9 protein-coding genes are annotated in these 12,628 nt (G+C 66.9%); 2 read left to right on the top strand and 7 right to left on the bottom strand.

Translation table 11 applies throughout. The annotated features are described in order from the left end of the window. Positions 1-9 precede the first annotated feature (9 nt). The 4 genes from Uis4E_RS01080 to Uis4E_RS01060 form a co-directional block, all read right to left on the bottom strand. On the bottom strand, positions 10-1,455 hold the full coding sequence (locus tag Uis4E_RS01080; protein ID WP_101621394.1) for a DEAD/DEAH box helicase: 1,446 nt from the start codon (positions 1,453-1,455) through the stop codon (positions 10-12). A gap of 250 nt (positions 1,456-1,705) precedes the next feature. Then, entirely contained in the window at positions 1,706-2,353 is a 648-nt protein-coding gene (gene orn, locus Uis4E_RS01075; RefSeq protein WP_101621432.1) for an oligoribonuclease, read from the bottom strand. Between the two features lie 1,246 nt (positions 2,354-3,599). After that, positions 3,600-4,865, bottom strand: coding sequence for an MFS transporter (locus tag Uis4E_RS01065; protein WP_101621393.1), 1,266 nt, complete (start codon positions 4,863-4,865; stop codon positions 3,600-3,602). A 46-nt stretch (positions 4,866-4,911) separates the two neighbouring features. Next, entirely contained in the window at positions 4,912-6,642 is a 1,731-nt protein-coding gene (locus tag Uis4E_RS01060) for a glycoside hydrolase family 13 protein (protein WP_101621392.1), read from the bottom strand. Between the two features lie 404 nt (positions 6,643-7,046). Here Uis4E_RS01060 and Uis4E_RS01055 point away from each other — a divergent pair, with 404 nt between their 5' ends. After that, entirely contained in the window at positions 7,047-8,129 is a 1,083-nt protein-coding gene (locus Uis4E_RS01055; protein WP_101621391.1) for a LacI family DNA-binding transcriptional regulator, read from the top strand. Positions 8,130-8,275: 146 nt separating this feature from the next. Here the strand turns inward: Uis4E_RS01055 and guaB are convergent, their stop codons facing one another. From guaB to Uis4E_RS01040, 3 genes are read right to left on the bottom strand one after another with little or no spacing between them, the layout of a single operon-like run. Then, the gene (guaB, locus tag Uis4E_RS01050; RefSeq protein ID WP_101621390.1) at positions 8,276-9,826 is read right to left on the bottom strand and encodes an IMP dehydrogenase; all 1,551 of its coding nucleotides are present in this window, start codon (positions 9,824-9,826) and stop codon (positions 8,276-8,278) included. A gap of 45 nt (positions 9,827-9,871) precedes the next feature. Continuing rightward, complete coding sequence (locus Uis4E_RS01045) at positions 9,872-11,086, bottom strand: MraY family glycosyltransferase (RefSeq protein ID WP_101621389.1); 1,215 nt, start codon at positions 11,084-11,086, stop codon at positions 9,872-9,874. Next, positions 11,083-11,730: an L-threonylcarbamoyladenylate synthase gene (locus tag Uis4E_RS01040; RefSeq protein WP_101621388.1), complete on the bottom strand. Its 648-nt coding sequence runs from the start codon at positions 11,728-11,730 to the stop codon at positions 11,083-11,085. The genes Uis4E_RS01045 and Uis4E_RS01040 overlap by 4 nt, the downstream gene beginning before the upstream one ends. A gap of 248 nt (positions 11,731-11,978) precedes the next feature. Between Uis4E_RS01040 and Uis4E_RS01035 the strand changes: the two genes are divergently transcribed. Further along, entirely contained in the window at positions 11,979-12,581 is a 603-nt protein-coding gene (locus tag Uis4E_RS01035; RefSeq protein ID WP_423734896.1) for a sugar O-acetyltransferase, read from the top strand. Positions 12,582-12,628: the final 47 nt, after the last annotated feature.

The raw sequence follows: 12,628 nt of genomic DNA, 5'->3' as shown, positions 1-12,628 counted from the left end.
CGAAAGCGGTCAGAAGAGGGCGTCTTGGGCGAATTCATCGCCGGGTGCGGCTCCTCCAGGCACGCCGTCCAGGCCGAAGCCGCCGTCGGAGCCGGCACCCGGCTTGAACGCGGCGGCGCCGTGTCCGGCGAGCAGGTCGGAGGCGGCGGCGGACGCCTCCCGAAGGTCGCCGTCCAAAGCGACCGCGTCGGGCGAGACCGCGAACATGCGGTTGTTGACGCCCTCCAGATACAGTCCGTCCAACGATTCGACGCGGGAAAGCGCCACGTAGCCCATGCCGGGCGCGAACGTGCGTTTCAGATCCATGACGGCGCGGTCGAGCGTCATGCCCTGCGACTTGTGGATCGTGATGCCCCACGCGCAGCGCAACGGCACCTGCGAGACGGAGGCGAGCACGGTGTCGCCGTCCATCATCTCCCACGTGGCGGGTTTCATCGTGACGATGTTGCCGTTCTCGAATGCGACGATCGGCCAGCCGCCCTTATTCTCGTTCGCGAAGCCGCGCACGGTGCCGAGCGACCCGTTCACATACTGGCGGTCGGCGTCGTTGCGCAGCGCCATGACGGCCGCGCCCTCCTTGAGCACGAGCCGTTCGGGGGCGAGCATGTTGCGCTTGAGCCGTTCGACGAGGTTCGCCGGCCCCGCCTGCTCGGCGTGGAACTCGTGGCTGTCGAGCATGATGCTCGCGAGCCGGAGATCGTTGAGGTTGTCGGCCTGACGGTTCACGGGGAACAGGTGCGTGGCGACCGTGCCGGGTTCGGGCGCGACGCCGAGACGCGTGACGAGCGCGTCGCGGTCGGCGTCGTCGACGCGGCTTTCGCGGATGTGCGTGAGCACGGTGAGGAGGCGTCCGTCGTCCTGACGATGCTGTTCGGTCAGGTAGCAGACGACCGGGTCGAGTTCCGGCCAGACCAATGATTCGGTGACGAAGCCCTCCGGGTTGAGTCCGGCGCGCGCGTACCGTTCGCGCGACGCCGTGAACTCGGGGCTCGGCGGGATCACGTCGCGGTTGCGTCCCGACACGGAGACGGGAGGTAGCTGGAAGAGGTCGCCGGAGAGCACGACCTGCAGCCCGCCGAACGGGCGCGGGTCGCGGCGGATCTCGCGGCACACCTGGTCGACCATGTCGAACAGCCACGCGTGCAGCATCGACACCTCGTCGATGACGAGCACGTCGGTCGCCTGGATCTTGCGTTTGCGGCGCGTCTTGATGGTCTTGAGCAGTTTCGCATCGAGCACGGTGGCGAGGCCGACGCCGCTCCACGAGTGGATGGTCTGCCCGTCGACGTGCGTGGCGGCGATGCCGGTCGAGGCGGTCACGGCGACGTTCGCGCCGTCCGCGCGCACCTCGCGGATGAACTCGTTCAACGCGTACGTCTTGCCCGCGCCGGGCGCGCCCGTCAGGAACACGTTCGCCCCGGCGTTGAGGATCGCCAACGCCTCGGATTGTCTCATGGACTTCCTTCCTGCTCCCACTGCCAAGATCCCACCATATGCCCCCTCCGGCGCTGCGCGCCACCTCCCGCCAGCGGGAGGGAATCCGGCACCCCGCCGAACAACGGCCTCGCCGAAGGCGAGGCAGCACCATCGCCCCCGCTGGATGGGACAGTCCTGTGGACTGTCCCATAGCAGTGCGTACCGCGCACGTCGCACATAACGTCGGGGGCTCCCGGCGAAGCCGGGTGGGGTGGTCGCCGGGAGTCGATCAGGCGTTGAGGCTGGTGGCGACGATGTGGTCGCGGATGCGCGCGGCTTCGGCGGCGTCCGGGCCGGGGGCTGCGGCCATGACGGCCTCGCGGTAGTAGCGCAGCTCGTCGAGCGACTCGATGATGTCGGCGAGGGCGCGGTGGCCGCCGTTCTTCGGCGGACGGTTCTCGTACACGGCCGGATACCAGCGGCGGGCGAGCTCCTTGAACGTGCTCACGTCGATGCTGCGGTAGTGCAGGTGGCTCATCAGGTTCGGCATGTAATGGTCGAGGAACTTCTTGTCCGAGCCGATCGTGTTGCCGGCGAGCAGCGGCTTGACGCCGTCGGGAGTGAAGCGCAGCACGTACTCGGTGACCTTCTTCTCGGCCTCTTCGAGGCTCAGGCCGTGCTCCCACTCGTTGATGAGGCCGGAGCGGGTGTGCATCTGGCGCACGAAGTCGTTCATGTGCGCCACGGCCTTGTCGGAAGGCTTGATGACGTAGTCGATGCCCTCGTCGAGCACGTTGAGGTCGAAGTCGGTGGGCACGACGGACACTTCGACGAGCTCGTCGCCGCCGAAGATGTCGAGTCCGGTCATCTCGCAGTCGATCCAGATGAGGCGGGAACCCTCCGCCGTGTACGTCTCCGCGTCATGCGCGTCCACCATCATGTGCCTCTTTCCTAGTTAACCTATGCCTGGGCAGAACAGTACAGACTATACCGCGCGACGGACGCTCGGCCGATACCTGGTACCGCCGCCCATCCGGCACCCAGTACCGTCTATCCGGCACGCCGGTATCGCCTACCCGATACCCGGTACCGCCTACCCGATACCCAGTACCGCCCACCCAATACCCCGGTACCGCCTACCCGGTACCCAGTACCGCCCACCCGATACCCCGGTACCACCTATCCGATACCCAGTACCGCCCACCCAATACCCAGTACCGCCCGGTACCGCCCACCCAATACCCCGGTACCGCCCACCACCCCGTATCGGCGCAATAAATCCCGGAAATCACCCCTGTCATCCGGGAAAAATCGCACTGACCACCTCCCAACACAAGAAAACCCGGACGACGCGGCTGTTTCCCGGGAAAAATCGCACTGAGCCGGTGTCAGCGCAACTATTCCCGGACGAGTGGGCCGATTCCCGGGAAAAATCGCACTGACCACCTCCCAGCACAAGAAAACCCGGAAATCACCCCTGTCATCCGGGAAAAAACGCACTGACCACCTCCCAACACAAGAAAACCCGGACGACGCGGCTGTTCCCCGGGAAAAATCGCACTGAGCCGGTGTCAGCGCGACTATTCCCGGACGAATGGGTCGATTCCCCGGAAAAATCGCGCCGGCGCCCCTCCCAACACAAGAAAACCCGGAAAACACCCCCATCGCCCCGGGAAAAATCGCACTAAGCCGGTGTCAGCGCGACTATTCCCGAACGAGTGGGCCGATTCCCCGGAAAAATCGCGCCGACGCCCCTCCCCCGCACAAGAAAACCCGGACGACGCGGCTGTTCCCGGGAAAAATCGCGCCGGTCTGTCTCGGCACAAGAGTCTCGGCACAAGAGTCTCGGCACAAGAGTCTCGGCACAAGAGTCTCGGCACGAGAGAGAGCGGACAGGGCCGAAGGCATGCCCCCAAAAAAGGCGTGGGCCCCGCCGGTTGGAAACGGCGGGGCCCACTGTTGGAAAGGGAATGAAGGGAAGTGTGGTATCTCCCGCGGCCCGTTCCTGACGGGCCGTAGGAGAAGTATTGAGGTCTCTCCCCTGGCTGGCTCATCCGCAATTACGGACTGCCTACGGCAGCGATATGTTTTGCTCGCTGCCGCCCGCCTTCGCCTACAAACACCTCAGATGTTTGCTGTACGGCTCAGTCTGTCAGAGAAGCCGGGAAGGAGAGCGGGGCGTGTTACTTGACGCGCTTGATGCCGAGGACGGCGATCGCGGCGATCGCGGCCATGGCGATGGCGGTCGGGAACACGAAGTTGTAGGAGTGGGTGGCGGCGACGATGCTGGAGGTGATCGCCACGCCGATGGCCTGGCCGGCGCAGGTGGCGATGTTCATGAAGCCGAGGTCCTTGCCCGCGGTCTCCTTGTTCGGCAGGACGTCCACGTTCAGCGCCTGGTCGACGGACAGGTACATGCCGTAGCCGAAGGAGGCGATGCCGCCGAAGAGGAACATGCCCATCTCGGTCGGGAAGATCCACGGCATGGCCAGACCGATGGCGAACACGGCGCAGGCGACGGCGATCGGGGCCTTGCGGCGGTGAAGCGCGTCGGCGATCGGGCCGGAGATCAGGGAGGCGACCATGGAGGCGACCATGGTGAGCACGGAGATGATGGCCATCGCGTTGGCGGCCTGCTTGCCGGAGTCGCCGATGTGGTCGGTCAGGATGTACAGCTGGTAGCTGAAGATCATCTGGTAGGCGACGATGAGGCAGGTGCGGCAGATGAACGCGCGATAGAAGTCGCCACAGTCCTTGAGCGGCGGGGTGAGGGATTCGAGGATGACCCTGCCCATGGACTTGGAGGTGTCCTTCGGCATGTCCTTGCTGGACGGCTCCTTCGGGGTGAGGAACACGGCGAGCAGGCCGGCGGCGAGGGCGCACAGGCCGGTGCAGACGAAGCCGACCTCGACGTTCTCCATGAAGCGGGAGCCGATGAGCGTGCCGATGCCCTGGCCGATCACGCCGCCGCCGCCGATGGCCGCGGAGACGGTCGCGCGGTTGGATTCCTCGACGCGGTCGGAGATGAGGGCGTAGATCGGGGCCTGCACCATGTTGAGGCCGACGAGGGCGAGCACGTAGAAGATGCCGATGAGGACGGCGGTGGACGGGCGGCTCAGCGACCAGAAGCAGACGCCGTAGATGAACGCGCCGGTGAAGATCCACGGGGTGCGCTTGCCCCACTTGCTGCGCGTGCGGTCGGACAGGGCGCCGATGAACAGGGCGATGAAGATGGAGGCGATGGAGCCGGCGGAGTTGATCGCGCCGAGGGCGGCGGTCGACTCGACGGTGCCCATGCCGAGGTCCGCGCGCAGTCGCTGCGGGACCAGCACGGACATCGTGCCGAAGAAGGCGACGCCGGAGAGGACGGCGAAGGCCATGAAGCCGGCGACGTAGCGCCATTTCTCGGCCGGGGTGTTGCGGATCGGGGCCGCTTCTGCTGTTGTCATTGTTTCTTTCCTTTTTCTCTGCGTTGAGTTTTGGGTAAGTCCTGTGTCAGGCGAGCTGGATCCAGGCGGAGGTGTCCTGGGGGAGCTTGCCGTCGTCGGTCAGCGGGCCGGAGGTGAGGAGCACCTCGCCTTGGGGCAGGTCGACCGGGTCGGCGCCGAAGTTGGTGATCGAGGCCCAGCCGTTGGCGCGCTTGTAGGCGATCGTGCCGCCGGTGAACCCGTTCGCACCGTCCGGCTTGCCCGTGGAGCGGTCCTCGGGCAGCCATTCGAGGCTCAGGTCGTTGGTCTGCAGCTTGCGGCGCAGGGCCAGCGTGCGGCGATACAGGTTGAGCATCGAGTCCGGATCGGCGGCCTCCTTGTCGGCGGCGAAGTCCGTGTACCATGCCGGCTGGGGCAGGTGGGCCTCCTCGGCCGGGGTGCCGTCGGCCTTGGTGGCCGGGGTGAAGCCGTACGAGTTCGCCGGGTCGGCGGTCCACGGCAGCGGCACGCGGCAGCCGTCGCGGCCCTTGGTGGACGCGGCCTGCGAGGTGCGGTGGCCGGACGGGTCCTCGACGCGGTCCCACGGGATGTCCGCCACCTCGAACAGGCCGAGCTCCTCGCCCTGGTAGACGTAGGCGGAGCCGGGCAGCGCCATCTCCATGAGGATCGCGGCGCGGGCGCGGCGGGTGCCGGCCTCCTTGTCGAGCGGGTAGGTGGTGCCGTCGCGCAGCACCCAGTCCTTGGCGAGCTGGTGGTATTCGCTGGTCGGCACCTGCGGCAGGCCGTAGCGAGTGGCGTGGCGGACCACGTCGTGGTTGCTCATCACCCACGTGGCGGAGGAGCCGGAGCGCTCGGCGCTTTCGATGCCCTCCTCGATGGCCTGGTGCATGTTGTCGCGGATCCAGTCCTTCTTGGCGAACTCGAAGTTGAAGATCTGGCCGAGGTCGTCCGGGCTGGCGTACAGGTACTGGCGGTTGGGCTGCACCCACGCCTCGGCGACGGCGAACGCCGGCGGGTTGTACTCGTTGAAGACCTTGCGCCACTCGTGGTAGATCTCGTGGACCTCGTCGCGGTCGATGACCGGGTGGGAGCCGTCGTCCGGCTGGTCGGAGGTGCACCACACGACGTAGTCGTCGAGATCGTCTCGGTCGAGGTCCTTGGCGAGGCCGTGGGCGACGTCCACGCGGAAGCCGTCGGCGCCGTGGTCGAGCCAGAAGCGCAGGGTGGTGAGGAAGTCCTCGCGCACCTCGGGGTTGTTCCAGTTCCAGTCGGGCTGTTCCTTGGTGAACATGTGCAGGTACCACTGGCCGTCGGGCACGCGGGTCCAGGCCGGGCCGCCGAAGTGGTTCTCCCAGTTGCTCGGCGGGATGTCGCCGTTGGGGCCCTTGCCGTCGCGGAAGATGTAGCGGTCGCGCTCCGGGGAGCCGGGGGCCGCCTTCAGGGCCTCCTGGAACCACGGGTGCAGGTTGGAGCTGTGGTTGGGGACGATGTCGACGACGACCTTGATGTTCCGTTCGTGCGCGGCCTTGGCGAGCGCGTCGAAGTCGTCCATGGTGCCGAGCTTGGGGTCGACGTTGCGGTAGTCGTCCACGTCGTAGCCGCCGTCGGCGAGCTGGGAGGGGTAGAACGGGCTGAGCCAGATGGCGTCGACGCCGAGGTCGGCGAGGTAGTCGATCTTCTCGGTCACGCCAGCGATCTGGCCGAGGCCCTCGCCCTTCGTGTCCTTGAAGGAGCGCGGATAGACCTGATACACGACCGCCTGCTTCCACCACAGGGCGGGATCGGTGGCTTCGACCATGTGTTCCTCCTTGAATACAAACGCTTGCAAGCAAGCGTTCCAACATGTTCTTCGTTTTCGTAACCCTTGAATAATAACGCTTGCACAACGAAATGCAAAATGACCTGCAATCGGCGTGTCGAACGGGTTTGACATTGACGGCAAATGGCGGATTTGCAATACTGCAAACGCTTTTATATAATTTCGATGAAAGCGCTTTGAACGCATGGAGTATCGTAGTAACGGCGTCAATCCGAAGGTGGACGGCGGCACGGTCACGATACGGACCCGCCGTCGATGGATTCGCAGTCGAGCATCGTGCGGCACGCGGCGCGCCGCGGAACGGCGGACGACGCGACGGTACGGCACGACCACGGCACAATCACGGCACGACCATGCAGCGATACAGACAAGGAGGAACGGCTATGCCCGGCCAACAGACGGCGAGGACGACGATCGCGGACGTGGCGAAGGAGGCGGGCGTCTCCGTATCCACCGTGTCACGCGCGCTCAGAGGCCTCGACAAGGTCAATCCGGACACGCGCGCCCGCGTCGAGGAGGCCGCCGAGAAGCTCCGGTTCACCTTCTCGAAGACGGCCTCGTCGCTGGCGAGCGGCAAATCGATGCGCGTGGCCGTGCTGCTGCCCAACGAGATCAACAGCTGGTTCAACGCGAACACCTTCGAAGGCGTGTACGAGGTGCTGTCGACCGAAGGCTACGACGTGGTCCCCTACGTGATGTGGGAGGAGACGGACCTCAACCGCTTCTTCCACACGCTGCCCGGCACGCAGAACTTCGACGCGGTCATCATCGTCTCGTTCATCCTCGACGAACGCCAGCGCGAATTCCTCGACACGCTCACCATCCCGATGGTCGGCGTCAACGTGCCCTCCACCGAAGGCTTCGACGCGTCCATCCGCATCGACGACGAGGCGGCCATGCACGGCATCGTGCGTCTGCTGCGCTCGCTCGGCCACGAATCCATCGCCTACGTCGAGCAGCCGGTGCAGCCGTCGCCGTTCACGTGCAGCGACGCCGTGCGCATGGGCGGATTCCTCGACGCCGCCGAACAGGAGGGCTACGACGAGGAGCACATCCTCACGATTCCCTCGCTCTCCCGTCTCGGCGACGAGGGCGACGAGGAGGCGCAGGAGTCGGTCGGCGGCGAGGCGGCCGCGATCTCCGGCATCGCCGCCCAGCTCGTCGGCGCGATGAGCCGGCCGACCGGCATCTGCGTGGAGAACGACCGGTGCGCGGTCCTGCTGCTCAAGGAGCTGCGACGGCTCGGCTGGCGCATCCCCGAGGAGGTGTCGCTCGTCGGCTTCGACGGCGACAACGTCGGCGACGTCGTCGACCTGACCACCGTGCGCCAGAACCCGGTGCAGCTGGGACGCGCCGCCGCCGGCAAGGCGCTCGCGCTCATGCGCGGCGACGAGCCGGACGAGGCGCATACGGTGGCGCCGACGTCGCTGCTCATGCGCGCGACCACGGCGCGGCTCACGGCGTGAGCGCGCGCGGCGGCCGCGCATGACGCGACGTGACGACGCGACATGACGACACGATGCCGCCGCTCCCCCGAAACGCGACGTGGGGTCCCACCGGACCGGTGGGACCCCACGTCATGCGTTATACGCTACCCGACTGAACGCGCCGATCAGTTGGCGTGGAAGCCGGAGTAGTTCGGCGCCTCGGCCGTCATCACGATGTCGTGCGGGTGCGACTCGCGCAGACCGGCGTCGGTGATGCGGATGAAGCGGCCCTTCTCGGCCATCTCGGAGATGTTGTGGGCGCCGATGTAGAACATCGACTGGTGCAGGCCGCCGAGCATCTGGTAGAGCACGGCGTTGAGCGGTCCGCGGTACGGGACCTCGCCTTCGACACCCTCCGGCACGACCTTGTCGTTGGAGGTGACGTCGGCCTGGAAGTAGCGGTCCTTGGAGTAGGACTTCTTGCCGCGCGGGGCCATCGCGCCGAGGGAGCCCATGCCGCGGTACAGCTTGTACTGCTTGCCGTGCAGGAGCACCTTCTCGCCCGGGGCCTCCTCGCAGCCGGCGAGGGTGCCGCCGAGCATCACGGAGGACGCGCCGGCCACGAGGGCCTTGGCGATGTCGCCGGAGTAGTGGATGCCGCCGTCGGCGATGCAGGGCACGCCGGCCGCGCGGCAGGCCTGGGCGGCCTCGTACACGGCGGTGAGCTGCGGGACGCCGACGCCGGCGACCACGCGCGTGGTGCAGATGGAGCCCGGTCCGATGCCGACCTTGACGGCGTCGGCGCCGGCGTCGATCATCGCCTGCGCGCCGGAACGGGTGCCGACGTTGCCGCCGATGATCTGCACGCCGTCGAAGGCGGAGTCGTGCTTGAGGCGGGAGATCATGTCGAGGGCGAGACGGGCCTCGCCGTTCGCGGTGTCGACGACGAGCACGTCGACGCCGGCCTCCATCAGGGCGGAGGCGCGCTGCCAGGCGTCGCCGAGGAAGCCGACGCCGGCGGCGACGCGCAGGCGGCCCTGCTCGTCCTTGGTGGCGTCCGGGTACTGCTCGGTCTTGACGAAGTCCTTGACGGTGATCAGGCCGGTCAGGTGGCCTTCGGCGTCGACGAGCGGCAGCTTCTCGACCTTGTGCTTGGCGAGCAGGTCGTGCGCGTCCTCCTTGGAGATGTTGGACGGGCCGGTGATGAGGTTCTCGCGGGTCATGACGTCCTTGACCTTGAGGTGGTCGTAGTCCTCGGACGCGATGAAGCGCATGTCGCGGTTGGTGATGATGCCGACGAGCTTGTTGTCCTTGTCGACGACCGGCAGGCCGGAGATGTGGAACTTGCCGCACAGCTTGTCGAGGTCGGCGAGGGTGACGTCCGGGTTGACGGTCAGCGGGTCGGTGATCATGCCGGACTCGGAGCGCTTGACGACGTCGACCTGGGCGGCCTGGTCGTCGATGGAGAGGTTGCGGTGCAGCACGCCGATGCCGCCGTTGCGGGCCATGGCGATGGCCATCTCGGACTCGGTCACGGTGTCCATGGCGGCGGAGAGGACCGGGGCCTTCATCGTGATCTTGCGGGTCAGATGGGTGGTGGTGTCCACCTCGGAGGGAATCACGTCCGTCTCGTTCGGCAGCAGCAGGACATCGTCATAGGCGAGGCCGAGCTTGGCGAAGATCGGAGGGAGCGGAGCGTACGCGGACTGCGCGTTCATATCGGGGTTTGTAGCCATGCGTCCACTATAAGAACGTGGGGTGACGTTACGCGGTGGGCGGTGTTATGCGGCGTTCCCCGAGGCCTTGCCGTCGCCGTCCGCGTCGCCGTCGTCCCCGGCGGCGTCGTTGACGCGGCCGGAGGCGTGCTCCGCCTTGGCGACCGCCTCACGCGCGTTCTCCTCCATGATTTCGGGCACGCGGCGCTTCAGGTACGGGTACATCGTGACGACGGCGAGCACCGCGCCCACGACCGCCATGCCGATGAACACGTGCCACGCCTTGAAGAACAGGATCATCAGCGAGCCGAACGAGATGAGCGCGGCCCACGACCACAGGATCGCTACGGCGCCGCGCACCGTGTGGCCGATCCTGAGCATGCGGTGGTGCAGGTGCATGCGGTCGGGGTGCATCGGCGACTGGCCCTTCGCGAGCCTGCGCACAATCGCCAGGCACATGTCGAGCACGGGCAGGAACAGCACGAGGATCGGCAGCAGGATCGGCATGAACACCGGCAGGTACATGCTCGTGTGCACGGAGGCGGGGTCGATGCGGCCGGTCATCACGATCGACGCGCAGGTGATGAGGTAGCCGAGCAGCATCGAGCCGGAATCGCCCATGAACAGTTTCGCCGGATGCCAGTTGTGCAGGATGAATCCGACGCAGATGCCGACGAGCGCCACGTCGATGAGCGTCGCCATCGACGCGTAGGAGGGCGACGTGCGCGCGAGGATGTACGAGTAGATCGCGAACGCGATGCCGCCGATCGCGACGATGCCGGAGGCGAGGCCGTCGAGGCCGTCGACGAAGTTGACCGCGTTGATCGACGCGACGATGAGGAACGCGGTGATCGCCATCGACAGGCTCGGCGAGGCGGTGACGAGCGAACCGAGCGGCAGGGAGATGATCTGCAGGCCGCCCCACGCGACGAACACGGAGATGAGCAGCTGGCCGGCGAGCTTGAGCATCCAGTCGAGGTCCCACAGGTCGTCGGCCATGCCGAGCAGGCAGATCATGACCGCGCCGGCGAGCACGACCCACGGCAGGTGGCTGCCTTGGAACAGGCCCTGGATGAAGCTGATGTGGCTGGCGAACAGCATGGCGACGGCGAAGCCGAGCATCATGCCGAGGCCGCCCATGCGCGGCGTCGGGATCTTGTGGACGTCGCGGGCGCGCACCTCGCCGACCGCGCCGATCTCGATCGCCACGTGGCGCACGATCGGCGTGAGCAGGTAGGTGGCGCCGCCGGCGATGGCGGCGATGAACAGGTAGATCCTCATGCGCCGAGTCCTCCCCCGTTGACGTGCAGCGCGGCGCGGATCTCGGACTGGCCGATCACGCCCTCGCGCAGGATGGCGATGCCGTCGCGCTCGTGCGGGTCGGCGGCGACGACGGTGCTGGAGACGTGGCCGGGCGTCGAGCCGCCGTCGAGATACAGGGCGACGGCGTCGCCGAACGCCTCGACGGCCTCGTGGACGCTCTGCGCGCTCTCGTCGCCGGACAGGTTCGCGCTGGACGCGGCGAGCGGGCCGGTGGCCCTGAGGATGCGCAGCGCGAGCGTCGAATTGGGCACGCGGATGCCCTGCGTGCCGTCCTTGGCGACGGTCTTCAGCGTGCAGTCCTCGCGCGCGACGGCGATCGGCGAGAACGCGCCGGGCAGGAACCGCGCGGAAAGGCGGTTGAGCGGGGCGGGCAGGTCGAGGCCGATCCCGTCGAGCTGTTCGACGTCGGCGAGCAGTACCTGCAGCGCCTTGAAGCGCGGACGGCGCTTGAGCTCGTAGATGCGGTCGATGGCGCGGGTCGAACGCGGGTCGCCGGCAATCCCGTACACCGTGTCCGTGGGGATCACCACCAGTCCGCCGTCCCGCACGATGGCCGCCGCCTCGTGCAGCGCATCGTCGTCGATCGCACGAATCTCACTCATCGAACGCCTCCTGAAACCTGTTTTCCACAATCCATCATTGCACCATCGCACCTCGACCGCCACACATACGCCGTTATGTACGCTCGTACATCTAAGCTGAATCGAAAACCCGCGACATACGCACCACGCAAAGGAGCATCATGACCGACGCCACCACCGATGACAACGTTTCCAACGATTCCGATTCCCCCGTCTTCGCGGTCCCGCCCGTCGAACTGCCGACGCCGCGACGCTCCGAACGCGAGGAGATGCTCGACGGCAAGCTGTACGACGCCTCCGACCCGGAACTCGACGAACTGCGCCGCAAGGCCGGCGACCTGTGCACCCGCTTCAACGCGACCTCCCGCCACGACGACGCGACGCGAGCCGCGATCCTCGACGAGCTGCTGCCCGGCCACGGCGCGAACCTCGACGTGATGGGCCCCGTCTTCTTCGACTACGGGTGCCACACGCGAATCGGCGACCGCGTGTTCGCGAACTTCAACTTCACCGTGCTCGACTGCGCGCCGGTCACGATCGGCGACGACGTGCTGTTCGGACCGAACGTCTCCCTGCTGCCGCCGATGCACCCGCTCAGGTGGCAGGACCGCAACGTGCGCACGCGCGAGGACGGCTCCGCCTACGACTACGAGTACGGCGAGCCGATCCGGATCGGCTCGAACTGCTGGTTCGGCGGCAACGTGACCGTGCTCGGCGGCGTGACCATCGGCGACGGCTGCGTGATCGGCGCCGGCGCGGTCGTCACCAAGGACATCCCCGCGAACTCGGTGGCCGTCGGCAATCCGGCCCGCGTGATCAAGACGATCACCGACAAGGACGCCAGCGTCTACCAGGACTACTGCCGGGCGTGAGACGACGTGGCCCCCTCCGTTCATCGCGGAGGGGGCCACGCTGTCTT

The sequence above is a fragment of the Bifidobacterium parmae genome, from assembly GCF_002860365.1.
In the GTDB taxonomy this organism is placed as follows: domain Bacteria; phylum Actinomycetota; class Actinomycetes; order Actinomycetales; family Bifidobacteriaceae; genus Bifidobacterium; species Bifidobacterium parmae.
This window is presented reverse-complemented; position numbering and strand designations above follow the sequence as displayed.

Excerpts from the sequence above, each read along its gene's own strand:
- Uis4E_RS01055 (WP_101621391.1), top strand. The coding sequence starts at position 7,047 with ATGCCCGGCCAACAGACGGCGAGGACGACGATCGCGGACGTGGCGAAG.
- guaB (WP_101621390.1), bottom strand. The coding sequence starts at position 9,826 with ATGGCTACAAACCCCGATATGAACGCGCAGTCCGCGTACGCTCCGCTC.
- Uis4E_RS01040 (WP_101621388.1), bottom strand. The coding sequence starts at position 11,730 with ATGAGTGAGATTCGTGCGATCGACGACGATGCGCTGCACGAGGCGGCG.
- Uis4E_RS01080 (WP_101621394.1), bottom strand. The coding sequence starts at position 1,455 with ATGAGACAATCCGAGGCGTTGGCGATCCTCAACGCCGGGGCGAACGTG.
- Uis4E_RS01035 (WP_423734896.1), top strand. The coding sequence starts at position 11,979 with ATGCTCGACGGCAAGCTGTACGACGCCTCCGACCCGGAACTCGACGAA.
- orn (WP_101621432.1), bottom strand. The coding sequence starts at position 2,353 with ATGGTGGACGCGCATGACGCGGAGACGTACACGGCGGAGGGTTCCCGC.
- Uis4E_RS01065 (WP_101621393.1), bottom strand. The coding sequence starts at position 4,865 with ATGACAACAGCAGAAGCGGCCCCGATCCGCAACACCCCGGCCGAGAAA.
- Uis4E_RS01060 (WP_101621392.1), bottom strand. The coding sequence starts at position 6,642 with ATGGTCGAAGCCACCGATCCCGCCCTGTGGTGGAAGCAGGCGGTCGTG.
- Uis4E_RS01045 (WP_101621389.1), bottom strand. The coding sequence starts at position 11,086 with ATGAGGATCTACCTGTTCATCGCCGCCATCGCCGGCGGCGCCACCTAC.